At 30.6% G+C, this 25,961-nt stretch carries 27 protein-coding genes; 17 read left to right on the top strand and 10 right to left on the bottom strand.

Features of this window, described 5'->3' with window-relative positions:
• Together ABDX67_RS12605 and ABDX67_RS12600 are read left to right on the top strand one after the other, a co-directional pair.
• Window positions 1-1,011 (top strand): endonuclease/exonuclease/phosphatase family protein, encoded by a 1,011-nt coding sequence (locus ABDX67_RS12605; RefSeq protein ID WP_347175393.1) that lies wholly within the window; start codon window positions 1-3, stop codon window positions 1,009-1,011.
• Between the two features lie 31 nt (window positions 1,012-1,042).
• Window positions 1,043-2,185 carry a geranylgeranyl reductase family protein gene (locus ABDX67_RS12600; protein ID WP_347175392.1) on the top strand — a complete coding sequence of 381 codons (1,143 nt, stop codon included), beginning with the start codon at window positions 1,043-1,045 and terminating at the stop codon, window positions 2,183-2,185.
• Here the strand turns inward: ABDX67_RS12600 and ABDX67_RS12595 are convergent.
• On the bottom strand, window positions 2,182-2,499 hold the full coding sequence (locus ABDX67_RS12595) for an antibiotic biosynthesis monooxygenase family protein (protein ID WP_347175391.1): 318 nt from the start codon (window positions 2,497-2,499) through the stop codon (window positions 2,182-2,184). The genes ABDX67_RS12600 and ABDX67_RS12595 overlap by 4 nt on opposite strands.
• Window positions 2,496-2,993, bottom strand: a complete 498-nt coding sequence (locus tag ABDX67_RS12590) for a GNAT family N-acetyltransferase (protein WP_347175390.1) — start codon at window positions 2,991-2,993, stop codon at window positions 2,496-2,498. Before ABDX67_RS12590 ends, ABDX67_RS12595 begins: the two co-directional genes overlap by 4 nt.
• Window positions 2,994-3,032: 39 nt before the next feature.
• Here ABDX67_RS12590 and mtaB point away from each other — a divergent pair, with 39 nt between their 5' ends.
• From mtaB to ABDX67_RS12565, 5 genes are all read left to right on the top strand, one after another.
• On the top strand, window positions 3,033-4,370 hold the full coding sequence (gene mtaB, locus ABDX67_RS12585) for a tRNA (N(6)-L-threonylcarbamoyladenosine(37)-C(2))-methylthiotransferase MtaB (RefSeq protein WP_347175389.1): 1,338 nt from the start codon (window positions 3,033-3,035) through the stop codon (window positions 4,368-4,370).
• Between the two features lie 80 nt (window positions 4,371-4,450).
• Window positions 4,451-5,110 (top strand): alpha/beta hydrolase family protein, encoded by a 660-nt coding sequence (locus ABDX67_RS12580; RefSeq protein WP_347175388.1) that lies wholly within the window; start codon window positions 4,451-4,453, stop codon window positions 5,108-5,110.
• Window positions 5,111-5,152: 42 nt separating this feature from the next.
• Window positions 5,153-6,055 (top strand): lytic transglycosylase domain-containing protein, encoded by a 903-nt coding sequence (locus ABDX67_RS12575; protein ID WP_347175387.1) that lies wholly within the window; start codon window positions 5,153-5,155, stop codon window positions 6,053-6,055.
• A 42-nt stretch (window positions 6,056-6,097) separates the two neighbouring features.
• Window positions 6,098-8,986, top strand: coding sequence for a class I SAM-dependent DNA methyltransferase (locus tag ABDX67_RS12570; RefSeq protein WP_347175386.1), 2,889 nt, complete (start codon window positions 6,098-6,100; stop codon window positions 8,984-8,986).
• Window positions 8,987-8,997: 11 nt separating this feature from the next.
• Window positions 8,998-9,501, top strand: a complete 504-nt coding sequence (locus ABDX67_RS12565; RefSeq protein ID WP_347175385.1) for a hypothetical protein — start codon at window positions 8,998-9,000, stop codon at window positions 9,499-9,501.
• Window positions 9,502-9,849: 348 nt separating this feature from the next.
• On the opposite strand, the gene ABDX67_RS12560 is transcribed toward ABDX67_RS12565, so the two are convergent.
• The 5 genes from ABDX67_RS12560 to ABDX67_RS12540 form a co-directional block, all read right to left on the bottom strand.
• The gene (locus ABDX67_RS12560) at window positions 9,850-10,041 is read right to left on the bottom strand and encodes a YwbE family protein (protein WP_347175384.1); all 192 of its coding nucleotides are present in this window, start codon (window positions 10,039-10,041) and stop codon (window positions 9,850-9,852) included.
• Window positions 10,041-10,973, bottom strand: a complete 933-nt coding sequence (locus ABDX67_RS12555) for an NAD(P)H-dependent flavin oxidoreductase (protein ID WP_347175383.1) — start codon at window positions 10,971-10,973, stop codon at window positions 10,041-10,043. The genes ABDX67_RS12560 and ABDX67_RS12555 overlap by 1 nt, the downstream gene beginning before the upstream one ends.
• On the bottom strand, window positions 10,973-12,598 hold the full coding sequence (locus tag ABDX67_RS12550) for a S8 family serine peptidase (protein ID WP_347175382.1): 1,626 nt from the start codon (window positions 12,596-12,598) through the stop codon (window positions 10,973-10,975). The genes ABDX67_RS12555 and ABDX67_RS12550 overlap by 1 nt, the downstream gene beginning before the upstream one ends.
• Before the next feature lie 57 nt (window positions 12,599-12,655).
• The gene (gene mnmA, locus ABDX67_RS12545) at window positions 12,656-13,843 is read right to left on the bottom strand and encodes a tRNA 2-thiouridine(34) synthase MnmA (protein ID WP_347175381.1); all 1,188 of its coding nucleotides are present in this window, start codon (window positions 13,841-13,843) and stop codon (window positions 12,656-12,658) included.
• An 86-nt stretch (window positions 13,844-13,929) separates the two neighbouring features.
• Window positions 13,930-14,652, bottom strand: a complete 723-nt coding sequence (locus ABDX67_RS12540; RefSeq protein ID WP_347175380.1) for a toxin-antitoxin system YwqK family antitoxin — start codon at window positions 14,650-14,652, stop codon at window positions 13,930-13,932.
• A gap of 38 nt (window positions 14,653-14,690) precedes the next feature.
• On the opposite strand from ABDX67_RS12540, the gene ABDX67_RS12535 reads away from it, so the two are divergent.
• Together ABDX67_RS12535 and ABDX67_RS12530 are read left to right on the top strand one after the other, a co-directional pair.
• Window positions 14,691-15,269, top strand: a complete 579-nt coding sequence (locus tag ABDX67_RS12535; RefSeq protein ID WP_347175379.1) for an adenylosuccinate lyase — start codon at window positions 14,691-14,693, stop codon at window positions 15,267-15,269.
• 73 nt (window positions 15,270-15,342) lie between these two features.
• Window positions 15,343-15,648, top strand: coding sequence for a hypothetical protein (locus ABDX67_RS12530; protein ID WP_347175378.1), 306 nt, complete (start codon window positions 15,343-15,345; stop codon window positions 15,646-15,648).
• Here ABDX67_RS12530 and ABDX67_RS12525 read toward each other — a convergent pair.
• On the bottom strand, window positions 15,632-16,036 hold the full coding sequence (locus ABDX67_RS12525; RefSeq protein WP_347175377.1) for a group III truncated hemoglobin: 405 nt from the start codon (window positions 16,034-16,036) through the stop codon (window positions 15,632-15,634). The genes ABDX67_RS12530 and ABDX67_RS12525 overlap by 17 nt on opposite strands.
• A 66-nt stretch (window positions 16,037-16,102) precedes the next feature.
• On the opposite strand from ABDX67_RS12525, the gene ABDX67_RS12520 reads away from it, so the two are divergent.
• From ABDX67_RS12520 to ABDX67_RS12490, 7 genes are all read left to right on the top strand, one after another.
• Complete coding sequence (locus ABDX67_RS12520) at window positions 16,103-16,699, top strand: Crp/Fnr family transcriptional regulator (protein WP_347175435.1); 597 nt, start codon at window positions 16,103-16,105, stop codon at window positions 16,697-16,699.
• 72 nt (window positions 16,700-16,771) lie between these two features.
• On the top strand, window positions 16,772-18,115 hold the full coding sequence (purB, locus tag ABDX67_RS12515; protein WP_347175376.1) for an adenylosuccinate lyase: 1,344 nt from the start codon (window positions 16,772-16,774) through the stop codon (window positions 18,113-18,115).
• Complete coding sequence (locus ABDX67_RS12510) at window positions 18,115-18,540, top strand: hypothetical protein (protein ID WP_347175375.1); 426 nt, start codon at window positions 18,115-18,117, stop codon at window positions 18,538-18,540. The genes purB and ABDX67_RS12510 overlap by 1 nt, the downstream gene beginning before the upstream one ends.
• Complete coding sequence (locus ABDX67_RS12505; RefSeq protein ID WP_347175374.1) at window positions 18,540-19,313, top strand: TerC family protein; 774 nt, start codon at window positions 18,540-18,542, stop codon at window positions 19,311-19,313. Before ABDX67_RS12510 ends, ABDX67_RS12505 begins: the two co-directional genes overlap by 1 nt.
• A 44-nt stretch (window positions 19,314-19,357) precedes the next feature.
• Window positions 19,358-19,642, top strand: a complete 285-nt coding sequence (locus tag ABDX67_RS12500) for a hypothetical protein (RefSeq protein WP_347175373.1) — start codon at window positions 19,358-19,360, stop codon at window positions 19,640-19,642.
• Between the two features lie 56 nt (window positions 19,643-19,698).
• Complete coding sequence (locus tag ABDX67_RS12495; RefSeq protein WP_347175372.1) at window positions 19,699-21,939, top strand: TonB-dependent receptor; 2,241 nt, start codon at window positions 19,699-19,701, stop codon at window positions 21,937-21,939.
• A gap of 127 nt (window positions 21,940-22,066) precedes the next feature.
• Window positions 22,067-23,197, top strand: coding sequence for a DmpA family aminopeptidase (locus ABDX67_RS12490; protein WP_347175371.1), 1,131 nt, complete (start codon window positions 22,067-22,069; stop codon window positions 23,195-23,197).
• Here the strand turns inward: ABDX67_RS12490 and ABDX67_RS12485 are convergent, their stop codons facing one another.
• Together ABDX67_RS12485 and ABDX67_RS12480 are read right to left on the bottom strand one after the other, a co-directional pair.
• Complete coding sequence (locus ABDX67_RS12485; protein ID WP_347175370.1) at window positions 23,198-24,493, bottom strand: MFS transporter; 1,296 nt, start codon at window positions 24,491-24,493, stop codon at window positions 23,198-23,200.
• Window positions 24,494-24,534: 41 nt separating this feature from the next.
• Entirely contained in the window at window positions 24,535-25,344 is an 810-nt protein-coding gene (locus ABDX67_RS12480; RefSeq protein ID WP_347175369.1) for a M48 family metallopeptidase, read from the bottom strand.
• 121 nt (window positions 25,345-25,465) lie between these two features.
• Between ABDX67_RS12480 and msrB the strand changes: the two genes are divergently transcribed.
• Window positions 25,466-25,948 (top strand): peptide-methionine (R)-S-oxide reductase MsrB, encoded by a 483-nt coding sequence (msrB, locus tag ABDX67_RS12475; RefSeq protein WP_347175368.1) that lies wholly within the window; start codon window positions 25,466-25,468, stop codon window positions 25,946-25,948.
• Window positions 25,949-25,961 lie beyond the last annotated feature (13 nt).

Raw genomic sequence — 25,961 nt, 5'->3', positions numbered from 1 at the left:
ATGAAAAAAAAATCTTTTTTTGACAGATTATTCTCTCTTCTGAATTCCTTATTCGCTACATTATTATTGCTGTCTTACCTATTACCTTATATTTCTCCAAAGTCATTTTCAGTATTTGCTGTAATCAGTCTTTTTGTGCCAATTTTATTTATTATAAACTTGCTATTTTTTATTTATTGGCTTCTAAAATTAAAAAAACAACTAATTTTATCTGCATTTGTTTTGCTTATTGGCTGGTTTACTTCATCTCCTTTTTATAAGTTTTCTAACGATAATGAAACGCAAGAGGACGATTTAAAAGTGATGAGTTATAATGTAAGAATGTTTAACTTTTATAAGTGGAATAAAGATGAAAATTTAGCTCAAAAAACATTTGATTTTATCAATAGTGAAAATCCAGATATTTTAGCATTACAAGAATTTTATGCTTCGCCAGTAATTAGTTTTAGTTATCCGCATCAATTCATAAAAACAACATCTAAAAACAATAAATTCGGACAAGCAATTTATTCTAAATATCCAATTATTAATTCAGGTTCTTTAGATTTTAAAGACAGTGGAAACAATATTATTTATGTTGATGTTCTAAAAGATAAAGACACCGTTCGTGTATATAATATTCATTTAGAATCTTTAAGTATTAATACAGATAAAGAATATTTTGGCGAAGAAAATAATCAGAAATTATTAGGAAGATTCAGAACAACTTTTAAAAAACAAGCCATACAAACAGAGCAGTTTTTAGCACATGAAGAGAGCTGGAAAGGTAAAAAAATAATTTTAGGAGATTTTAATAACACCGCTTTTTCTTGGGTGTATCGAAAAATTAAATCTGATAAAAAAGATGCGTTTGTAGAAGCCGGTCAAGGCTTCGGAAAAACCTTTGACTATTCATTTCCTATGCGAATAGACTTTATCTTAACAAGTGCAGATTTTGAAATTAACAAATTTACAACCTTTGATAAAAAATACTCAGATCACTTTCCTATTCTTGCTAGAATTAATTGGTAAGTTTCTATATATTCGCATAAATTGATTTTAAATGACACATTTTGACGTTGCTATTATTGGAAGCGGACCTTCTGGAGCATCAACAGCATTTTACTTAGCAAAAAAAGGAATTTCAACAGTAATTATAGAAAAGGAAACATTACCACGTTATAAAACTTGTGGTGGCGGCTTTGTTTTTAGAGGTAGAAAAAATATGCCTTTTGATATTTCTGAAGTAATTGAAAAAGAGTTTTTTGAAGTTGATACTTACTTCGGTGCAAAATTACATTTTAAGTCAAAAAAAGTAAAAAAACCTATAATTTCTATGATTATGCGTGATGCTTTTGATCATTTAATTATCAAAAAAGCACAAGAATTAGGCGTAACATTATTAGAAAACCATAAGTTAACAGGGTTAAATTTTGAGACTGAGAATATTGTATTAAAAACATCTCATTCAGAAGTTTCTGCAAAATTTGTAATTGCTGCTGATGGTGTTTTAAGTACAACTGCCAAATTAGCTGGTTGGAAAGAAGATACTCGAAGATTGATTCCTGCTTTAGAATATGAAGTAGAAGTGCCAAAAAAAGATTTTGAGCGATTGTCTAAAGAAGTTCGTTTTGATATTGATGCAGTTCCTTCTGGTTATGCATGGAGTTTTCCGAAGAAAAATCACTTATCCTTAGGCGTTTTAACCACAAAACGTAGCAAAATTAATTTGAAAGAATATTATGCTAAATATTTGAAAAAAATAGGAATAACAACCATTATTTCTGAATCTCAACACGGATTTCAAATTCCGGTTGCACCTAGAACAGATGGTTTTTTTAAAAATAATGTTTTCTTAATTGGAGATGCTGCTGGTTTTGCAGACCCAATTACAGCAGAAGGAATTTCCAACGCAATTTTAAGCGGAAAATATGTGGCAGAAGCATTAATTAAAAGTGAATTAAACGCTGAAAAAGCAGATCAATTATATACAGAAAAACTGAATATTAAATTATTGCCAGAGTTGCATTCAGGAGTGTTTTTGGCAAAATATTTTTACACAAAAAATCCAATAAGAAAGTTATTGCTAAAAAAATACGGACAACGTTTTGGTGATTTAATGGTAGATATTTTATCTGGAGACAAACCATTTCCAACCAACGTAAAAGAAAGAATGAAAGAAAAAATAAAAGAGGTTTTGTTTTAACTTTCAAAACCATATTCTCGTTCTACTTTACAGATTCTTAGTTGGTATTTTTTATACCATTTTTCTCTTCCTAAGTTTCTAACTTCGGTATGTTCTACATTGTTTTTCCATTGAGTAATGGCTTCTAAACTTTCCCAATAAGAAACGGTAATTCCGATTTTGTTCCGTGCAGATTCAATTCCCAAATAACCAGGTTGTTGTTTTGCTAATGTTTCCATGCGTTCAGCAGCTTCTTGATAACCTTCAAGATTATCTGTCATTATCGTTGAAAATATAACGGCGTAATATGGCGGTTCTAAATCATCTACAATCATAAATATAATTCGTATTTAGTTTCTGGCAGTTGCAAATCATCGGCAATTTGTTTTTTTATCGCAACAAAACCTTGTTTTTCAATAATCTTTATGGAAGCGATATTTTTATCAACCACATAACCAATTATTTTTTTAATTCCGATAGTTTTACAATACAAAATCAAACCTTTACAAATTTCTGTTGCATAACCTTTATTCCAAAATTTTTCTAAAAAACGATATCCAATTTCATCATCTGTATTGTCTTTTACTAATGCAACGGTTCCAACAAAAACGGCATCACTTTTTCGTTCAATTGCATAAATCCAAAAATCATTATTAGACACATTATATTTAGAAATTAATTCATTCAATTCCTCTTTGTTTTTATCAAAACTCTTCACATCTCCAGTTGCATATTGCAATACTAATGGATTACTTTCTAATTGATGAAAAGGTTTTAAATCTTCTAAAATCAGTTTTCTAACTATTAATCTTTCTGTTTCAAAAATCATAAAGAATATCGTATTTTTGCATCTTTCAAATGTACAGGAATGAATGCAGATAAAAAAGTAGCTTTTTATACATTAGGTTGTAAATTAAATTTCTCTGAAACCTCAACAATTGCTCGTAATTTTGTAAATGAAGGTTTTGAAAGAGTTGAGTTTGATAAAAAAGCTGACATCTATGTAATCAATACTTGTTCGGTTACAGATAATGCGGATAAGCGTTTTAAATCGATTGTAAAATCGGCTTTAAAGCAAAATGATGAAGCTTTTATTATTGGCGTTGGATGTTATGCGCAACTAAAACCAGAAGAATTAGCAAATGTTGATGGTGTTGATTTGGTCTTAGGCGCAACAGAAAAATTTAATGTTACAAGTTACATCAACGATTTAACAAAAAATGATATTGGCGAAGTACATTCTTGCGAAATTGAAGAAGCTGATGCATATGTTGGCGCATATTCAATTGGCGATAGAACGCGTGCATTTTTAAAAGTGCAAGATGGTTGCGATTATAAATGTACCTATTGTACGATTCCGCTTGCGCGTGGAATTTCTAGATCTGACACGGTAGAAAATGTCTTGCAAAATGCCAAAGAAATTTCAGAAAAAGGCATCAAAGAAATCGTGTTAACAGGAGTAAATATTGGAGATTACGGAAAAGGAGAATTCGGAAATAAAAAGCACGAACATACTTTTTTAGAGTTGGTAAAAGAATTGGATAAAGTAGACGGAATTCACCGATTGAGAATTTCATCCATAGAACCAAACCTTTTAAAAGACGAAACGATTGATTTTGTTTCAAAATCCAATACTTTTGTTCCGCATTTTCACATTCCGTTGCAATCTGGTAGCGACGAATTGTTAAAAAAAATGAAACGACGTTATTTACGTCAAACCTATACAAATAGAGTTGAAAAAATTAAAGAAGTGATGCCAAACGCTTGTATTGGCGTTGATGTTATTGTTGGTTTTCCTGGAGAAACGGATGAATTATTTTTAGAAACTTACAACTATTTAAACGAGTTAGATATTTCATACTTACACGTTTTTACCTATTCTGAAAGACCAAATACTGAAGCTGTTCATTTAGACGGAGTTGTTCCTAAAAAAGTACGTGCAAAACGCAGTAAAATGTTGCGAGGTTTGTCAGTAAAAAAGCGTAGAGCTTTTTACGAAAGTCAGTTAGGAAAAACAACAAAAGTATTGTTTGAAAGCGAAAATAAAGAAGGTTATATCAACGGGTTTACAGAAAATTACATAAAAGTAAAATCGCCTTGGAATCCTGAATTGGTAAATACCATTCACGAAATTATCTTAACCGAAATCGATGAAGACGGTTTGGTTCGATTTGATTTTGTAAAAGAAAAAGCATCATTGGTTTAGATATTTATAAGCAATATCATTCCTATTTTTACAGGAAAACAAAATTGAATTTCACACAGTATTTATCACTATATTAAAGGATGTCTAAAACTCATATTTATTTTGTTCCCGGAATGGCTGCTAACAGCAAGATTTATGAATATCTTACGTTAGATAAAACACTGTTCGAATGTCATTTTTTAGAGTGGAAAATTCCGCTTTCTAGAGACGAAAGCATAGCATCGTATGCACAAAGAATGTGTGATGAGATTTCTCATAAAAATCCCGTATTAATTGGTGTTTCTTTTGGAGGCGTACTTGTTCAAGAAATGAGTAAAATCATTGCAACAAAAAAAGTCATTATTATTTCTAGTATTAAAAGCAATCAAGAACTCCCAAAGCGTTTAAAACTGGTTGAAAAAACAAAAGTTTACAAACTATTTCCAGCTAAATTTATCGAAAATATAGATACGTATATAAATCTATTTTTGGGCGATTATCAGAAGAAGAAATTCCAAACGTATAAAAAATACATGTCTGTTAGAAATGCAGAATATTTGCATTGGGCAATTGTAACTATTTTACATTGGCAACAATCTGAACCTATAGAAAACATAGTGCATATTCATGGTTCTAGAGATGAAGTTTTCCCGATAAAACACATTAACAATTGTATAGAAATTGAAAACGGAACGCATGTAATGATTATTACAAAAGCTAAGAAAATAACTTCCGCTATTAGTCAGGCTTTAATTTGTTAATGCGTACTAGTTTTTATACTTTTATAAAAACATTTTTTTACCATGACAAAACCGACAAGATATTTATCAATTTTTAGTATTTTAATTCTAACTGTTGTTTTTATCAATGCGATAAACACTTCAAAAATTCAACCTCAAAAAAACACCAGCGATACTTATAAAATTAAAGCTTTAAAATTATCGCCAGATTTAAATTTAGCAGGAGAAAGAGTTCCGTTAGAAAAACCGGATATTAGAGAACGAATGGATAGAGAATTGCTAGTAAATACATATTGGCAATCTAATGGTTTGTTGTTATTAAAAAGAGCCAATAAATACTTTCCTATTTTAGAGCCTTTGTTAAAAAAATACGGTTTACCAGACGATTTTAAATATTTAGCTGTTGCAGAAAGTGCTTTAATTGATGAAACTTCTTCTGCTGGAGCAGCCGGAATGTGGCATTTTATGAAGGCAACAGGAAAAGAATACGGATTGGAAATTAACAGAAATGTTGATGAACGTTATAATATTGAAAAATCTACCAAAGTTGCTGCAGAATATTTAAAAAAATCAAAAGAGCGTTTAGGAAGTTGGACCTTGGCAGCAGCTGCGTATAATGCAGGAAACTACGGAGTTGCCAAACGATTAGAAACACAAAAAGTAACGAGTTATTACGATGTATTATTACCAGACGAAACAGAACGTTATGTGTTTAGAATTATCGCTTTAAAAGAAGTATTATCGAACCCAAAAGCATACGGTTTTATCTTTGATGAAAACGATTTATATACACTTCCAGAAACTAGAATTGTAAAAGTAGACACAGTAATTACTAACATTGCCAATTTTGCAAAACATTTTGGTACCAACTACAAAGAATTAAAACTACACAATCCTTGGTTGCGAGAAAACAAACTGAATAACAAATCTCGAAAAATGTATGAGATTAAGATTCCGGTTGAATAAGGTTTTTATAAAAATTGCTAAACTTAAAAAGGAACCAACAAAATGGCATTAAGCTGGAATGAAATAAAAGACAGAGCCTTAAAGTTTTCTAATGAATGGGCAGAAGAAACAAAAGAACGTGCAGAAAAAGATAGCTTTTGGAACGACTTTTTTAATGTCTTCGGTATTTCTAGAAGACGCGTTGCAACCTTTGAAGAGCCGGTAAAAAAATTAAGTGGAAATCAAGGTTTTATAGATCTTTTTTGGAAAGGAACTTTATTGGTAGAACACAAATCTAAAGGAAGAAGTTTAGACAAAGCTTTTGAACAAGCCACTGATTATTTCCCAGGAATTAAAGAACACGAACTGCCAAAATATATTTTAGTTTCAGATTTTGACAAAATCAAATTATTTGATTTAGATGAAAACACAGCACACGAGTTCCATGTTTCTGAATTATACAAAAATGTAAAACTCTTTGGCTTTATTGCTGGTTATCAAAAAAGAACCTTTAAAGAAGAAGATCCTGTAAACATAAAAGCTGCCGAATTAATGGGCGCGTTTCACGACCAACTCGAAGAACTTGGTTATCAAGGTCACCAATTAGAAGTGTATTTGGTGCGCTTGCTTTTTATCTTATTTGCAGACGATACCAGTATTTTTGAAAAAGATACATTTAAAGAATATTTAGACCAAAAAACTAATGAAGACGGAAGCGATTTAGGAGCTTTATTAGCACAATTTTTTCAAGTATTAAACACGCCAAAAGAAAATCGACTTAAATATACAGACGAGCATTTAAACCAATTTCCGTATGTAAATGGTAAGTTATTTGAAGAAGTTTTACCTATTGCTACTTTCAACTCTACAATGCGAAGTCTTTTATTTGAAGCTTCTGGTTTAGATTGGGGAAAAATAAGTCCTGCAATTTTTGGTTCGCTGTTTCAAAGTGTAATGAATCCTGAAGAAAGAAGAAATTTAGGTGCGCATTATACGTCAGAAAAAAATATTTTTAAACTGATAAAACCACTTTTTTTAGATGAGTTAAGAGCAGAATTTGAAAAAGTAAAATCGAGTTCAAAAAAGTTAAAAGAGTTTCATCACAAATTATCTACACTTAAATTTTTAGACCCTGCGTGTGGAAGCGGAAATTTCTTAATTATAACGTACAGAGAATTGCGTTTGTTAGAAATTGATATTTTAAGAGAAACCTTTAAAAAAGGTGAACAAGTCTTAGACGTTTCGTCTATTTTATGGTTAGATGTAGATCAGTTTTACGGAATAGAATACGACGAATTTGCTGCTAAAATTGCAGAAGTTGCCATGTGGTTAATAGACCACCAAATGAATATGCGCGTTTCTGAAGAATTTGGGCAGTATTTTGCACGCTTACCTCTTAAAAAAGCAGCTAAAATTATAAACGGAAATGCTTTACAAATTGATTGGAACACATTAACACAGACTTCAAACCTAGACGTTTCTGCAAATAAAATGAATGTTTTTCAGGTAAATGAACCTATTACACATTATGATACTTTAAATGTGTATACCAAAGAAATAAATATTAGAAAAGGTATTTTACCTGCAAAAGACACAAAATGGGAAAACAATTCTTTTGGAAAAGTAAATTACATTATTGGAAATCCGCCTTTTTACGGAAAATCTTTACAGACTAAAGAGCAAAAAGAAGACATGAAAATGGTTTTCAATAATGTAAAAGGTGCAGGTGTTTTAGATTATGTTGCTGCTTGGTATTATAAAGCTGCTCAATATGTTTTAAACACTACTACAAAAGTTGGTTTTGTATCTACAAACTCTATAAGTCAAGGAGAACAAACAGGAATTTTGTGGAACGAATTATTAAACAATTACAATATTAAAATTCATTTTGCTCATCAAACTTTTAATTGGACAAACGAAGCCAAAGGAAAAGCGGCGGTACATTGTGTAATTGTTGGTTTTGCAAATTTTGATACAAAAGATAAATTTCTTTTTGAATATGATGATATTAAAGGAGAACCTCATGTAAAAAAAGTAAAAAATATTAATCCATATTTGGTTGAAGCAAATGATTTAGTAATTCTTAAACGTAGAAAACCAATTTGTAATGTTTCAAATATTTCTTTTGGAAGCATGCCAAATGATGGTGGAAATTTTTTATTTACTGATGATGAAAAAAATAATTTTCTAGCTTTAGAACCAAATGCAGTAAATTTTATAAAACCTTTACTTGGCGGTTATGAATTTTTAAATGGAAAAAAGAAATGGTGTTTATGGTTAAAAGACATCAAACCAAATGAATTAAGAAATTTAAAAGAAGTACAAAAAAGAGTTGACAATGTTAAAAATTTACGCTTAAAAAGTTCTCGTGCTGCAACTCAAAAACTAGCTGCATATCCAACATTATTTGGAGAATTAAGGCAACCAAAAAATAAATTTATTTTAATTCCATTAACTTCTTCTGAAAACAGAAAATACATTCCAATGGGTTTTTTTAATTCAGATTATATTTTAAATAATACTTGTTCTGCAATTGATAATGCTACATTATACGAGTTTGGTGTTTTACAATCAGAAATCCATATATCTTGGGTAAAATATACTTGTGGTAGATTAAAAAGTGATTATCGTTATTCTAATGAAATGGTTTACAACAACTTTCCTTGGCCAAAAAATCCATCAGAAAAAAACAAGAAAAGAGTTGAAGAAAAAGCACAAAAAGTATTAGATGTAAGAGCAACTTTTTCAGAAAGTAGTTTGGCAGATTTGTATCATCCGTTAACCATGCCGCCAACTTTGGTAAAAGCGCACAACGAATTAGACAAAGCAGTAGATTTGTGTTACAGACCACAAGCTTTTACCAACGAAACCACACGTATAGAATATTTGTTCGATTTGTATAATCAATATACAGTGCCTTTATTAAATACGCCAAAAAAGAAGAAGAAATAAAAAAATTAGCAATGTGGAAACCAGATACTACCACTTATAATAACATTCAATCGCTAATTAAATTTGTTGATTTTATTTCTGATTTACCATTTTCTAAAGTACAAAACAAAATTTATTTAACAGAAATAGCGTTTCTAATTAAAAATATACATAAAGCTGAAACGCATAAAGAATGGAATCTGAGTTTAGACATTTACGATTATAGTTTTCATTCCGAAACTAAAAAAGAAGGAGTTTATTGGCGAAACTGGAGTGTTTCTTTTGAATCTGGAAGATTAGATATTGAAGCGAAATCTCATCACACAGAAGAACCTTTAGGGTTTTATAAAGATGATTTTAATTATTATGGTGTTATCTATTTCGAAAAGGAAATTAAAAATGAACGGATTTATTTAGATGTTGCAATCAGTGAATTTATAAAGGATGCTTTCAATTATAAAAAATACATAACCAACACTTTAAAAGATATTGAAATAGATATAGATATTTGGGAACACAAAAAATTAAAGGAATAAAAAAACAATATACATAACGCTTTGTCATTCTCACGAAAGCGGGAATCCAAACAGGCACTATTAAAATTCTATTAGTTTTTGCAAATCAACTTACTTATTATAGATTCCCTTTTACAAGGGAATGACAATTAAAACTTCATTACAAGGACGTTAGGACGAAGTAATCTGTCTATCAGCAACCAAAATTAGCCAAAGGGTAAGCTTACTTTATCAAAAAACAACAACGTTTAAACACTAAGTAACCCAAATTAATAAAAAAAAAGACTTCTTTATTAAAAAGCAACAACGCTTAAACACAAAGTAAGGCTGCTTTATCATAAAGTAACAAGAAAACACTATAAAGAGATTTTACAAAACCTCTTTCACTCTCCCAACAATACCAGAAGTTAATTGCACTTTTATTCCGTGCGGATGATTTGGTGAGTTAGTTAAGATTCGTTTTACAATTCCTTCAGTTAATTCTCCGCTTCGTTGATGATGTTTTTGAACAACGTTTACTGCTACTCCAACTTGTATGTTTGCTCTTTTTGTTCCGTCCATTAAAATTGTTTTTTTACCGCATTAAATTCTTGCATCATTTCGTCAATCACTTCTTTGGCAGATTTTATCTCGTGAATAATTCCAGCAACTTGCCCAATTTCTAATTCGCCATTTTCTAAATCGCCTTCAAACATTCCTTTTTTTGCTCTAGCTCTTCCTAGTAATTCTTTAATTTCATCAACAGTCGGATTAAGTTTATACAATTCTTGTATTTGATTGTAAAACTTATTTTTTACTAATCTAACTGGCGCTAATTCTTTTAATGTTAATACGGTATCGCCATCTTTAACATTGATAATTGTTTGTTTAAAATTTTCGTGTGCAGACGATTCTTTGGTTGCAGCAAATCTACTACCAACTTGTACGCCATTTGCTCCCAAAACCATTGCGGCTAACATGGCGCGTCCAGAACCAATTCCGCCCGCTGCAATCACAGGGATTTTCACCTGTTCTTTTACCATCGGAATTAACGTAAACGTAGTTGTTTCTTCCCTTCCGTTGTGTCCGCCAGCTTCAAAACCTTCACAAACAACAGCATCAACACCAGCAGCTTCTGCTTTTAAAGCAAACTTTACAGAACTAACAACGTGCACAACAGTAATTCCTTTTTCCTTTAAAAAAGCCGTCCACGTTTTTGGGTTTCCAGCAGAAGTAAACACAATTTTAACGCCTTCTTCTACAATAATTTCCATGATTTTTTCAATATCTGGATACAACATTGGTACGTTTACACCAAAAGGTTTATCGGTTGCTTTTTTACATTTTTGAATGTGTTCTCTTAACACATCTGGATACATAGAACCTGCTCCAATTAAACCCAAACCACCTGCATTAGAAACTGCCGATGCTAATTTATAACCCGAAACCCAAATCATTCCGCCTTGAACAATTGGATATTTTATATTGAATAATTGTGTGATATTGTTTGTCATTATTTTTTTATCAACTTTATTGTTTTTTGCTGATTTTCGTTCGTTATTTTCAATATATAAATTCCAGAATTAAATTCTGAAACATCTACCATTTTAGTTTTCAATCCAACTTTTTCAAATACTTTTTTCCCGATTACATTAAAGATTTGAATTTTGACATTTTCTAAACTTTGGATAGAAGTTTGAATCGTTAATCTGTTGGTAACTGGGTTCGGAAAAACAGTTGTCGCATTTAAAAAATCTTGGTCGTCAACACTTAAAACGGTATTGTATGCATTTTCAAAATTCGGAATTCCATATCCATATTGTTCGTGTGGATTATTAAACCGGTCTCCAGTTTCTTTTATGCGCGTCATAATTTGTGTGTTTGTTAAATTTGGAAATGCTTGCCAAAAACAAGCTACAACACCAGCCATAATTGGTGAAGAAAAAGAGGTTCCGTTTGATGTTCTTGGAGTTCCTGTGTTTTGATCTAATACATAAACACTTTGTCCTTGCGCTAACACATCTGGTTTTACTCTATTATCTGAAGTTGGGCCAAAAGAACTAAAACCTGCAATTATTCTTGAAGCATTTACAGCTCCAACCGTAAAAACCGAATTCGCATCAGCTGGTGCAGAAATGTATTTCCAGGTATTATTTCCTTCGTTTCCTGCAGAGTTTACAATAATCATTCCTCTAGAAACACCAATCTCCGCTCCTCTTGTTATAAAAGCTGTATTTCCGTTTAAATCTGAATACGAATAATTGTATCTGCTTTCATCAAACGTTGAATATCCTAAAGATGTATTTATTACATCAACACCTAAACTATCTGCTCTTTCTGCAGCTTCAACCCACAAACTTTCTTCTAAAGGAACTTCGTTTGCAGCATCTTCAGTTCTGAATAAATAGTACGAAGCATCTGGTGCTGAACCAACAAATTGCCCGTCAATATAACCAGCAATGGTTGATAAAACATTTGTTCCATGATTATGCCCACTATAAAAATTAGTACTTCTATCTACAAAATCATAACCACCAAGTATTTGATTGTTATTTCTTATACGTGCAAAAGCCTGCAATGTATTTACATTCGGAAAACCTGCATCAATCACAGCAATATGCATTCCATTTCCTGTAAAATTTTGCTTGTGCAGAAAATCTGCTTTCAACATTTCAATTTGATTTTGCGTATTTCCGTAGTTAAAATCTGTCCTTGTTTCTGAAAACTTATTACGTTTTGTTATTGTATTAGATTTTGCTAATCTTTTACCATTGGTATTTAAAGAATTATCAGCAAATTCAATACTTTCTACAAACGTAAATGTGTTTTTTAAACTGTTGATCATAGCTTGCGTTCCTTGTACATGAATGGCGTTTAACCATTTAGATTTTGCTAAAACTGTAATTCCAGATGTGCTTTTAATCTGATTGTAATACGATATTTCAACCGGAACATCTTTTATATCTAAAGAAATATTTTGACGTGTTCTTCTGTCTAAAGAACGCTGAGATAACATTGTTAAAGGTGTTGCTAAAAATGTAACTGAACTAGGTTTGTCTTTTAAATAAATCCAAGCATCTTCTTGTGCAAAAAGTTGGAGAGAAATAAAAAAAGCTAATAGGGGAAATAGTCTTTTCATCGGATATAAGTTTATCCGTCTAAAATACTACTTTTTAAAGTTCTAATAAAATACTGATTAAGAAATTACGCCAGAACCTAACAATTCTTCGTTTTGATACCAAGCTACAAATTGTCCTTCTGTAATTGCAGATTGCTTATTTTCAAAAGCTACATACAAACCATTTTCTACTTTATAAAGTATAGCTTTTTCTAATGCTTGTCTGTAACGAATTCTTGCTTCAACTTCTAATGATTCTCCGGTTTCTAATCTTAAATCTTCACGAATCCAATGCTCTTCTTCGTTGCTAACAAACAAGACTTTTCTATACAAACCTGGATGGTTTTTTCCTTCACCAGCATAAATTACATTTTCTTCAACATCGGTTTCTATCACATACAACGCTTCTTTTGTTCCGCCTACATTTAATCCTTTTCGTTGTCCTTTGGTAAAATAATGTGCGCCTTGATGTTTGCCGACTGTTTTTCCGTCTGCAATTGAATATGAATATTTAGTTGCATAAAAAGCCAATTCTTCTTCTTTATTAGAAAAAGTTGGAATTGTTCTATTATAAATTTCAGAATCAGCAGGAATTGTAACTATAACGCCTTCTTTTGGTTGTAATTTTTGTTGTAAAAACTCTGGTAAACGTACTTTACCAATAAAACACAAACCTTGAGAATCTTTTTTATCTGCAGTAATTAAATCTGCTTTTTTAGCAATTTCTCTAACTTCTGGCTTTGTTAATTTGCCAATTGGAAATAATGCTTTGGCTAATTGTTGTTGCGATAATTGACATAAAAAATACGATTGATCTTTATTCGCATCTTTTCCAGCCAACAGTTTATAAACTGATTTTCCGTCAATCTCTTCTTTGCCTTTTCTACAATAATGTCCGGTTGCGACATAATCTGCACCCAAATTTAGCGCAATGTCCATAAAGACATCAAATTTGATTTCTCTATTACACAACACATCTGGATTTGGAGTTCTTCCTTTGCTGTATTCATCAAACATATAATCTACAATACGCTCTTTGTATTGTTCGCTTAAATCTACAACTTGAAAAGGAATTCCTAATTTATCTGCAACAATCATAGCATCGTTGCTGTCTTCTAACCACGGACATTCGTTAGAAATAGTTACAGAATCATCGTGCCAATTTTTCATAAACAAGCCGATTACTTCATATCCTTGTTCTTTTAACAAATATGCAGTTACACTACTATCAACACCACCAGAAAGACCAACAATTACACGTTTCATTTTTAATAAAATTGACTGCAAAGATACAAATCAATTGGGAGATTAACACATTGAATTAACTGATGTATTGATAAGAAAAAGTTATTTTAATTTTTATTCTTGATCGTGTTTTTTAACGATTCTTTTCTTTCTTTATCGGTAGCAAGTTCTCCATCTAGATAAAACTCCCATTTACCTATGCGTTTTCCGTCTTTATAAAGACCACGTTCTTTAAGATTTCCACTTAACTCAAAGTATTTTGCTAGTCCATTTGCCAAACCATTTTCAAACAACACTTCTTCAATTAATACTTCTTTATCAGAATATTTTTTAGAAACACCGTGCAACAAACCATTTTTATATTCAGATTCTTCTGCTTTCTTTCCGTTGGATTCAAAATAGACCGTTACTTTTCCTTCTAGTTTTCCATCAACATAATATTCTTCTGAAAAAACAGTTCCTTTTTTATAAAAATACGTCCATTTTCCCACTCTTTTTTTGCCAAAAAATGCTCCGTTTACTCTTATTTTTCCATTGTCAAACAAATACTTTACATCGATAGAGTCAGAATCTTTTTTAAAGATTTTAATAGCTTCTGGATGCGTAGAATATTTAATGCTGTAAAACTTAAACGTTCCTACTTCTTTTCCGTTTTCAAACTGCCCCGTATATTTAATTCTCTTATTTGTAGTATAATATTTTTTCCAAGGACCAGTTCTCTTTTTATTTTTATCAAACTGATTGTATTTTTGGGCAACTGCTTCATTTCCGTTTAAAAAAAACGAAAAAAGGATACAAAGAAAAAATAGTCTTTTTATATTTATCATCATCAAACAATTATCTAACAAAGATACGCAACTATGCATATATGAATAAAGATTTTTTAGTTTCTGCATTACAATCAATGGAAAATGCTAAAAGAGAAAACAGAGATAAGGTAGCAAATATTGTATACAACAATAAAGAATTATTTAAATACCTGGTTTCTTTAACTTTTGAAGTTGATGATAAAATTTCTATAAAAGCTGCTTGGATTTTAGAATGGATTTGCACACACGGAGATTTACGTTGGATGTTACCACATTTAGAAGAGTTTACACAAAATATTTCTAGATTGCGTTTTGATAGCGCCATTAGACCTTGTGCAAAAATTTGCGAACACATTGCAACTGCTTACACTTCTAAAAACAAAAATGAATTTCAAACTACATTAACAATAGCACAAATTGACAGCATTGTAGAAACTGGATTCGATTGGTTAATTACTCCGCAAAAAATTGCCGTTAGAGCTTACACAATGACCACTTTGTATTTATTTGGTTTGCAAAAAGATTGGATTCATCCAGAATTAGAGCATTTAATTAGCACTAAAATTATAAAAGAAAGTAAAGGTTGTAAAGCAAGAGGAACCTATATTTTAGAGCTGATAAAAAAGCATCAGCAGTAATTTTTAATTTATGATTTGAATCATAAACTGGTTTTTAAATAGTCTATAAATTTGGTTGTAAAATTATACTACAATGAGCAACCAATTTAATATCGTCCAAAAAATCAATCAAAAAATAGAAAGTGAAAAAGTAAATACTATCGGAATTTCTATTGCATTAGTAATGATTAGTACAGGAATTGCATCGATAAATGCTGCTATTGCTGTTCAAGGAAAAATTTCTTTATTTATTTTAATGACAGCTATTGTGTTGGCTATGACAACACTCGTTTTATCTCTTAGTCAGCAACCCATAAAAGCAATTGCTTGGTCGTTTATTGTTAGCGTTATTATCAATACAATTATGTTGTTTTACCAAATTGCTATTGCACTTTCTTAGGTTTTGCTTCAAACATTTTTAGAAAAAGAATTGATGCAATATTTCTTGCGCGTTCTTTAGCTTCGTGTGCTTTTGTGCCGCTAAATAATTCGTCTATAGTTGTAAACCAAATTTCTAACCATTTACCAAAGTGTTTTTGTTCTATTGTATGATTAAAATGCGCATCAACATCTTTATGAGCTTTCATTGGGTTTCCTTTAAAATTTCTAGTAAAAAATAAGTTGCCTTCCCAAAAATCTGTTAGTTTTTCTATATGACTTTTCCATTCGTCAGCAGGAATTACCTCTAAAAATATTGGCCCAATAAATTCATCTTTTTTAACTTTTGCGTAAAAAGTATTTACCAATAAAAAAATATCTGCTCTGTTTTCTATATCTCTTAACTCCATTTTATCCTATTTTTTATCAAACAAAAGTATATCTTTACAAATAGCAAACTTATGACCCAAATCATAATGATAAACGAACAATTGCTTCTTGATTTTAACGCAAAAATATGCGAATATTCTAAAGGAAAAAACATTTTTTTAGAAAATGAAACTGCACGTTATTATTATCAAATTGTTAGTGGTGCTGTAAAAATGAACAATTATAATGACGACGGAAAAGAGTTTATTCAGAATGTTTTTTACAAAGGACAAAGTTTTGGAGAACCACCACTTTTTATTGATGTAAAATATCCTGCAAATGCTATTGCTTTTTCTAATTGTAAAGTGTTAGAATTAGAAAAAAGTAAACTTTATGAGTTGTTATACAAATATCCAGAAATTCATTTAAATATTACCAAAAGCTTGGCAAATAGGTTGTATTATAAAGCAATAATTGCCTCAGAAATATCGAGTCAAGAACCAGAACATAGAATCTTGCGTTTTTTTGATTATCTAAAGAAAGATGTTGCCAAATTAGAAGGTGAATTTACGTTTAAAATTGATTATACAAGGCAACAAATTGCAGATACACTTGGGCTTCGAGTAGAAACTGTAATTAGAGTGATTAAAAATTTAGAAAAGAAAAAAAAGGTGATAATTGTTAAAAGAAAAGTTTTTAGATAAATTCTCTTTAAATATAGTCAAATCAGTTCTGTATTTTTTATTTTTGCAATTAAGACAACACAACAACAAAAAATGAATTTATCTGAATTAAATGCCATCTCACCTATAGATGGAAGATATAGAAATAAAGTAGCAAAATTAGCTGATTATTATTCTGAAGAATCTTTGATTAAATATCGCGTAAAAGTAGAAATCGAATACTTTATTGCTTTGTGCGAAATTCCGTTACCTCAACTGAGTGATTTTAACACCGATTTGTTTGTTGATTTAAGAAAAATATACAACAACTTTTCTACTAAAGATGCTCAGAAAATTAAAGACATTGAAAAGGTTACCAACCACGATGTTAAGGCCGTTGAGTATTTTATCAAAGAAGAATTTGATAAATTAAATTTACTGAAATACAAAGAGTTTATTCACTTCGGATTAACTTCACAGGACATTAATAATACGGCAATTCCGCTTTCAATAAAAGATGCTATCGAAGAAGTTTATATTCCTTCTTACAAAGAACTTCTAAAAAAAATAAAAGAACTTTCTGTAGAGTGGAGCGATGTTTCTATGTTGGCAAGAACGCATGGCCAGCCCGCTTCTCCAACTCGCTTAGGAAAAGAAATTAATGTGTTTGCAGTACGTTTACATGAGCAATTTAAAACGTTGGAAAACATACCAAATGCAGCAAAATTTGGTGGTGCAACAGGAAATTACAATGCCCATCATGTTGCATATCCGAATATAGATTGGAAAGCTTTTGGAACTCATTTTGTTCAAGAAAAATTAGGTTTACATCATTCTTTTCCAACCACACAAATTGAGCATTATGATTATATGGCTTCTTTGTTTGATTGTCTAAAAAGAATAAACACCATTATCTTAGATTTAGACAAAGATATTTGGACCTATGTTGCGATGGATTATTTCAAACAAAAAATCAAAGCTGGAGAAATTGGTTCTTCTGCAATGCCACATAAAGTAAATCCGATTGATTTTGAAAACTCAGAAGGAAATTTAGGAATTGCAAATGCTTTGTTTGAGCATTTAGCAGCAAAGCTTCCAATTTCTAGAATGCAACGTGATTTAACAGACAGTACGGTTTTACGTAATGTTGGCGTGCCTTTTGGACACACATTAATTGGATTTACATCAACCTTAAAAGGATTGAATAAATTGTTGTTAAACAAAGAAAAATTTGAGCAAGATTTAGAAAATAATTGGGCTGTAGTTGCAGAAGCAATTCAAACAATTCTTCGAAGAGAAGCATATCCAAATCCGTATGAAGCTTTAAAAGGATTGACAAGAACTAATGAAAAAATTACTCAAAAATCTATTGCAGATTTTATTGACACATTAGAAGTTTCTGAGGCAATAAAAAACGAATTAAAAGTAATAACACCAGCTAATTTTACAGGAATATAATGAAAAAAATAATCATCACACTTTTTGTCTTAATAGGTATAGCATCTTGTAAAGAATCTGTTATTATTGATAATAACAATCAGTTTAGAGTTGGAGTTTTTGAAATTCCTGCAGGAAAAGGATATAGCAAAACAATTATTACAAGAATTGATAGTTTACAAATTGAAGAATATACAAAAACTGTAGAAATATCAACAGATAGTAGTTCTTATCAACGTACAGAAAAACATATTGACACATTATATGTTGAGTGGAAAAACAACTTTTCTTATATTTTACGTATGAAAAGCCCAAAAACGAGTTTAGATAAAGACAAAATTTTTGTAACTATAAATAAAGTAACAGACACTTCTTATAGCTTTACCGCTAAAATTGGTTTTTCTAAATTCAAACAAACAGGTACTGTATATAAAGTTAAACAATAATGGAAATATTTGCACACCTCGATACCTGGGTTGCGTTATTAACGCTTACTTTTTTAGAAATAATTTTAGGAATAGATAATATTATATTTATTTCTATTTCTACAGGAAAACTCCCAAAGCATCTGCAAAAAAAAGCTACAAATATTGGGTTGTTGCTTGCAATGGTATTTCGAATTATTTTATTGCTTGGTGTATCGTATCTAATTGCAATGAAAGATCCTTTTTTTACAATTAATACTTCTTGGTTAAGTACAGAAATTACAGGACAAAGTATTATTTTAATTTTAGGAGGAATGTTTTTACTCTACAAAAGTACAAGTGAAATTCATCATAAAGTAGAAGGTGTTACAGAAGACAAGCAAAAAGCAACAAAAAAGAAAGCGGCTACAATGTCTAATGTAATTTTACAGATTATTTTAATAGATCTTGTGTTCTCTTTCGATTCAGTTTTAACTGCAGTTGGAATGACCAACGGAGTTGAAGGAGCTTTAATAATTATGATTACAGCCGTAGTAATTTCTATGTTAATTATGATGATTTTTGCAAATCCGGTTGGTAAATTTGTAAACGAACATCCAACAATACAAATGCTTGCTTTGTCTTTTTTGATTTTAATTGGGTTTATGTTGATAACCGAAGGAGCGCATTTAGCAAATACTGAAATTTTTAACAATTCTATAGGAGCAATTCCAAAAGGGTATTTGTATTTTGCCATCGCTTTTTCATTAGGTGTCGAAGCTTTAAACATGAAAATCAGAAAAAAAAGGAATTAAAAATTATCAAAAAGTTTAAAAAGCATATCATCCATTTAAGTGTATTGTTAATATTAACACCATCAATAATACAATTAGCACACGCTTTAGACAATCACAAACATGCAGTTTGTTTTTCTATTGATGTAAAACATGTACACGAAACGGATATAGATTGTTCTTTATTACACAGACAATTACAAACTTTTAGTGTAGATTTTTCTTCTAATTTTGATGTAATTCCACAACATTTTTACACAACTATATTTACTGAAAGATCGCAAGTAAAAGCAGTAGAAGTTGTTTCCAAAAAAACTACTCGAGGGCCGCCGTTTTTTATTGTTTCATAAATTCTGTCAATATATTTATTGACAAAAACTTAGTACAACAATAAAAAACACAATACATGAAAATAATCTTAAAAGCCTTATTTTTATTGAGCTGCATTACAGTTACGGCTCAAAATAATTTATCAGGAACCGTTACAGACGTACATAAAGAGCCATTAATTGGCGTAGAAATTTATACAACAGAATATCATAAAGGAACTATTACAGATGCAAATGGTAAATATTTACTGAAAAATTTACCCAACGGAAAAGTAAAAATTTCTTTCTCTTTTATCGGTTTTGAAACACAAACAAAAACAATTGACTTTAACTCTAAAGATGTAACTTTAGATATCTTTTTACAAGAATCTGTCTTTACAATAGACGAAGTAATTATCTCTACACCTTTCAATAAATTACAATCAGAAAATGTAATGAAAGTAGAACGATTAACTGCTGCTGCAATTAAAAGAACAGGCGCACCAACCTTAATGGATGGATTACAAAAACTAGCAGGAGTTTCTCAAATATCAACAGGAACATCCATCGGAAAACCTGTAATTAGAGGCTTAAGCGGTAATAGAGTTTTAGTGTACGCACAAGGTGTTCGTTTAGAGAATCAACAATTTGGAGATGAACATGGTTTGGGTTTAAACGATGCAGGAGTTCAAAGTGTAGAAGTAATAAAAGGACCAGCTTCTCTACTTTACGGATCTGATGCTTTAGGCGGAGTTTTGTATTTAAATCCTGAACGCTTTGCAGCAACAAATACTACAAACGGATTTATAAATCAACAGTTTTATAGCAATACATTAGGTAGTAATACTTCTGTAGGTTTTAAAAGTTCTGCAGAAAAATGGAAGTTATTAGGACGAATGAGTTCTAATTATCATTCAGATTATAAAACTCCCAATAACCAAAGAGTTACAAATACACGATTTAAAGAAAATGATTTTAAAATTGGTATTGGATACAATTCAGATAGCTATTCAAACGAATTTAGATACAATTTAAATAAATCTATTTTAGGAATTTCAGAAGGAATTGGAAGTCAATCAACCGATTATACACCAGAAGAACCTTTTCAAAAAGTAGACAATCAAATTTTTAGTTTGCATAATCATTTCTTTTTTGGAAAATCTAAATTAGATGTTGATTTAGGTTATATTTTTAATGATAGACAAGAGTTTGAAGAACATCATCCAGGAGAAGAACATCACGGAGAAGAGGAAGCAGCTTTACGCTTAAAATTGAGGACATTTAACTATAATATAAAATACAATTTACCAACTTTTAAAAACGGTATTGAAAGTATTTTAGGTTTACAAGGAATGCATCAACAGAACAAAAACTTCGGAGAAGAATTGTTAATTCCGAATGCAAAAATTAATGATATTGGTGTGTTTTACACCATCAACAAACAATTTAATAGTTCAGCATTACAAGCAGGAATTCGTTTTGATGCAAGAAAGTTAGAAACCGAAAAACACATTGTAGTTCATGATGGAGATTCTCATGTTTTTAATCCGTTAGATAAAAACTACACAAGTTTTACTGCTTCTTTAGGGTATAAATTTACATTGCTTAATAAAATTACAACTAGAATTAATACCGCAAGCGGATTTAGAGCCCCAAATTTAGCAGAGTTAACTTCAAATGGAGTGCATCATGGTACAAATCGTTTTGAAGTTGGAAATGCAGGTTTAGACACAGAAAAAAATGTTCAAATAGATCTTTCTTTAGAATATAAAACTAAACATATTGAGTTTTTTGGTAACGGGTTTTACAATCATCTAAATGATTATATCTTTTTAGCTCCAACCGGAACAATAGAAGATGGTGCGCCAGTTTTTAAATACACACAACACCATGCAAAATTATATGGAGGCGAATTTGGATTTCATCTACATCCGCATCCAATAGATTGGTTGCATTTAGAAAGTAGTTTTGAAATGGTTATAGGAAAACAACAAAATGGAGATTATTTACCTTTAATTCCTGCCAATACTTTTAAAAATACTTTTAGAACAGAGTTTAATATTAAGAACTGGTTAAAAAACGGATATTCTAACTTAACAGTAACTTCTACATTGGCTCAGAAAAATGTTGGTTTATTTGAAACTGCTTCTGATGGTTATCATTTAGTTTCTATTGGTTTTGGTGGTGATGTTGAATTGAATTCTTTAAAATTTAATACTACAATTTCTGTAAACAATGCATTCGACAACAAATACATTCATCATTTATCAAGATTAAAACCTGATGGAATCTTAAATTCAGGTAGAAATATTGTAATGGGAGTTAGTTTTAAAATCTAAATCATTTAGAATTAAATAATTAAAAAGAGGTTTTTACAATTGTAGAAACCTCTTTCTTTTTTAATACAAATCATAATATATAAATTACTTAACTTAGCATCAATCACAAACATAAAATTCACCTATAATGAAAATTTTTAAAATTATCTTTATTATTGCTTCTTTCTTGGTAACCGATTTATATTCTCAACAAAAAAGAGTTCGTGATTACGGAATTGAAGTTGGCGTTTTAAAACCAGGAAAAAACAACGCAATTACAGATGTATTTGGTGTAAAAGTTGGTCATACAACTATTATTAAAGGTGACAATGTTAGAACTGGAGTTACAGCAATTTTACCGCATTCAGATAATATTTTTCAATATAAAGTTCCAGCTGCAATTTATTTAGGAAATGGTTTCGGAAAACTAGCTGGTTATAGTCAAGTTAAAGAATTAGGAAACATAGAAACTCCGATTATTCTTACAAATACATTGAGTGTTCCTGCTGCTTCAAATGCGTTGATTACCTATACTTTAAACCAACCTGAAAACAAAAATGTTAGTTCTGTAAACTCTGTTGTTGGCGAAACAAATGATGGTTATTTAAATGATATCAGAGGAAGACATGTAAAAGAAAAACATGTGTTGGACGCAATTAAGAATGCAAAAACAGGAGTTGTTGCCGAAGGAAATGTTGGCGCTGGAACTGGAACTATCTGTTTTAATTATAAAGGCGGAATTGGAACTTCATCAAGAGTGATTCCTGAAAAATATGGTGGTTATACAGTTGGTGTTTTGGTACAAACAAATTTTGGTGGTGTGTTTGAATTAAATGGCGTTCCTGTTGCAAAAGAATTAGACAATTATCCAAGAAGTTATACGTATGATGTTGATGGTTCTTGTATGATTGTAGTGATGACGGATGCACCTTTGAGTTCTAGAAATTTAGAACGATTGGCAAAACGTGCAATGATGGGATTGGCAAAAACTGGCGGAATTGCATCCAACGGAAGTGGCGATTATGTAATTGCTGTTTCTACCGCTAAAGAAAATAGGATTCCATACAACAGCAAATCTCAGTTTTTAGATAAAAAAGAATTAAGAAATGGTGTTATTTCTCCATTATTTTTAGCAACTATTGAAGCAACAGAAGAAGCAATATTAAATTCGCTTTTTGCTGCAAATACTTTAAAAGGAAGAGATCATCACGAAGTAAAATCTTTACCTATTGATAAAGTTGTTGAAATTGTTAAAAAACACAACGGAATTAAAAAATAATTAATGCACGTGTTTTGTTTTCTTTAAAGTACTAATTACAATAAAAGATGCTAAAAAGAAAATTGCTAAAGACAAAACACTCCATTGCATAGAATCTGTAATAGCATATAATAAACCATAAACAAAAGTTCCTAAAACAATTGCTATTTTTTCGGTAACATCATAAAAGCTAAAATAAGTTGCGTGATCTTGAGTTTCTGGTAATAATTTAGAATAAGTTGAACGTGTTAACGATTGTATTGCTCCTTGGACCAATCCTAACATTCCGCCTAATCCATAAAAATACAAGGCAACATTTTCTTGGTTTTTATCTAACATAAAAGCTGCAAAACAAACCAACATCCAAGTAAGAATTGTTATTTTAATTGCTTTGATATTTCCATATCGCTCTGAAATTCTTGAAAATAATGCAGCTCCAACAATTGCAACAATTTGCACTAATAGAATAGTTATGATTAAGTTCATAGTTGGCAATCCTAATTCGCTAGAACCAAAAATTGCTGCCATTAAAATAATCGTCTGAACTCCAATACTTAACAGGAAAAATGCTATTAAAAATCGTTTTAAATTTGAGTAATTGCGTAACTCTTTCCATACTTTTTTTAGTTCTTTAAAACCTTTCCATATATAATCTTTCTCAGGTTTTCTATTGTAAATGTCGTCTGGTAATCTTTTAAAAGTAATTTGGGCAAAACCAAGCCACCACAAACCAACCATTACAAAAGAAATACGAGAAGCCATCCCAGATGTTATACCAAATACCTCTGGCATTTGAATCATTATTAAATTGATAATCAATAAAATAACTGAACCTGCATATCCAAAAATAAAACCTTTTGCACTTGCTCTATCTTGCTGTTCTGGTTTAGCTACTTCTGGTAAATAAGCATTGTAAAAAACAATGCTAGACCAAAAACCAATGCTTGCTAATATTGTAAAAACAATTCCAATCCAAACAGTATCAACACTATCAAAAAAGTATAAACTCATTACAGAAATTGAACCTAAAGCACAGAAAAATTTCATAAATTTTTTCTTACTTCCAGTGTAATCTGCAATACCAGATAAAATTGGAGACATAAATGCGACAATCAAAAAAGAAAATGAGAGTGCATAACTATATAAAGTATCTGGATGATCCCAATCAGTTCCTAAAAATCGAACGGTTTTTCCTTTTGTAATTGCAGTAAAATACAACGGAAAAACTGCTGTACTAATCACTAATGAATACACAGAATTAGCCCAATCGTAAAAAGCCCAACCATTAATAAGCTTCTTGTCCCCTATTTTTAGCATGAAAGTAAAATTTAGTTAGTTTGAGAACACAAGATAAACTTTTATTTTACAATTGGAGTTGCGTTAAACTTTTTAGCCAAAGCTCTTGCTTCTGGTAAAAATGCTTTTAATTCTTTTATTCTAGATTCATTGGAAGGATGCGTACTTAAAAATTCTGGTTGAGAAGATTTTCCTGCTTTTTCACTCATTCTTACCCAAACTTGTGCAGCTTCTTCTCCGTTGTAACCAGCCATAATCATAAAAACTAATCCTAACCTATCTGCTTCAGATTCGTGAGTTCTACTATATGCTAGCATTCCAACTTGAGAGCCAACTCCATAAACCATATTCCAAATTTTAGAATTTTCATCATCTTTTGTTCCGTATGCAACAGCAATTCCACCTAAAGCTTGAATCTGACTATTTCTCATTCTTTCTTGACCGTGTTTTGCAAATGCATGTGCAATTTCGTGTCCCATAACAGCTGCAATTCCGTCTTCATTTTCACAAATTGGTAAAATTCCTGTATAAAAAACCACTTTTCCTCCAGGCAAACACCAAGCATTTACCGTTTTATCTTCTATTAAATTAAATTCCCATTTATAAGAATCAGCTTCTTTTACCATATTATTTGCACGCATAAACTTATCTACAGCAACAGAAATTCTTGTTCCAATTTCTTTAATTTGTTTTGTTTTTTCAACATCTTTAGATTTTTTATTCTTTTCTAAAAACCCTTTGTATTGAGCAAAACTTGATGGTAAAACTTGTGAATCTTCAACAGGTGCTATTCTTTTTCTACCAGTAATTGGCACAGTACTACATTGTGCTAAAAAGATTGAAACAAGTAATAATATGGTTATTTTTTTCATAATTCTATTCATAATAATATATCGCTTTAACGAAACGTAAATTTACATATTCTATTTAAAATAGAATGTCTTTCTTGTAAGATGATTTGATTAGAATCGACCTAAAGTAAAAACAACCAAAATGCAAAAACTACTTTCAATAATAATCTTAGTTTCATTTATTAGTTGTACAACTAATGCACAAGAGAAAAAAGAGAAAAAACAAGGATATAAAATTACTAAAACAGAAACTGAGTGGAGAAACATATTGTCTCCAGATTCGTTTTTTGTATTAAGAGAATCAGGTACAGAAATTGCTTTTTCACATCCATATAACAACACAAAATCTGAAGGAGTTTACGTTTGTGCTGCTTGTAAAACACCTTTGTATTTGTCTAAGTATAAATATGATTCAGGTTCTGGTTGGCCAAGTTTTGACAGAGCTATTAAAGAGAATGTTGAACTTGATGTTGATTATGAAATTGGATACGCAAGAACAGAATTAAAATGCAATACTTGTGGTGGTCATTTAGGACATTCTTTTGAAGATGGACCAAAAGAAACAACTGGTTTACGTCATTGTATTAATGGTGCAGCACTTCAATTTATTCCAAAGGAATTGTAAATAAAATGTATCT

Origin of the sequence: Polaribacter uvawellassae, from assembly GCF_039748955.1 — a bacterium.
Lineage (GTDB): Bacteria > Bacteroidota > Bacteroidia > Flavobacteriales > Flavobacteriaceae > Polaribacter > Polaribacter uvawellassae.
This window is presented reverse-complemented; position numbering and strand designations above follow the sequence as displayed.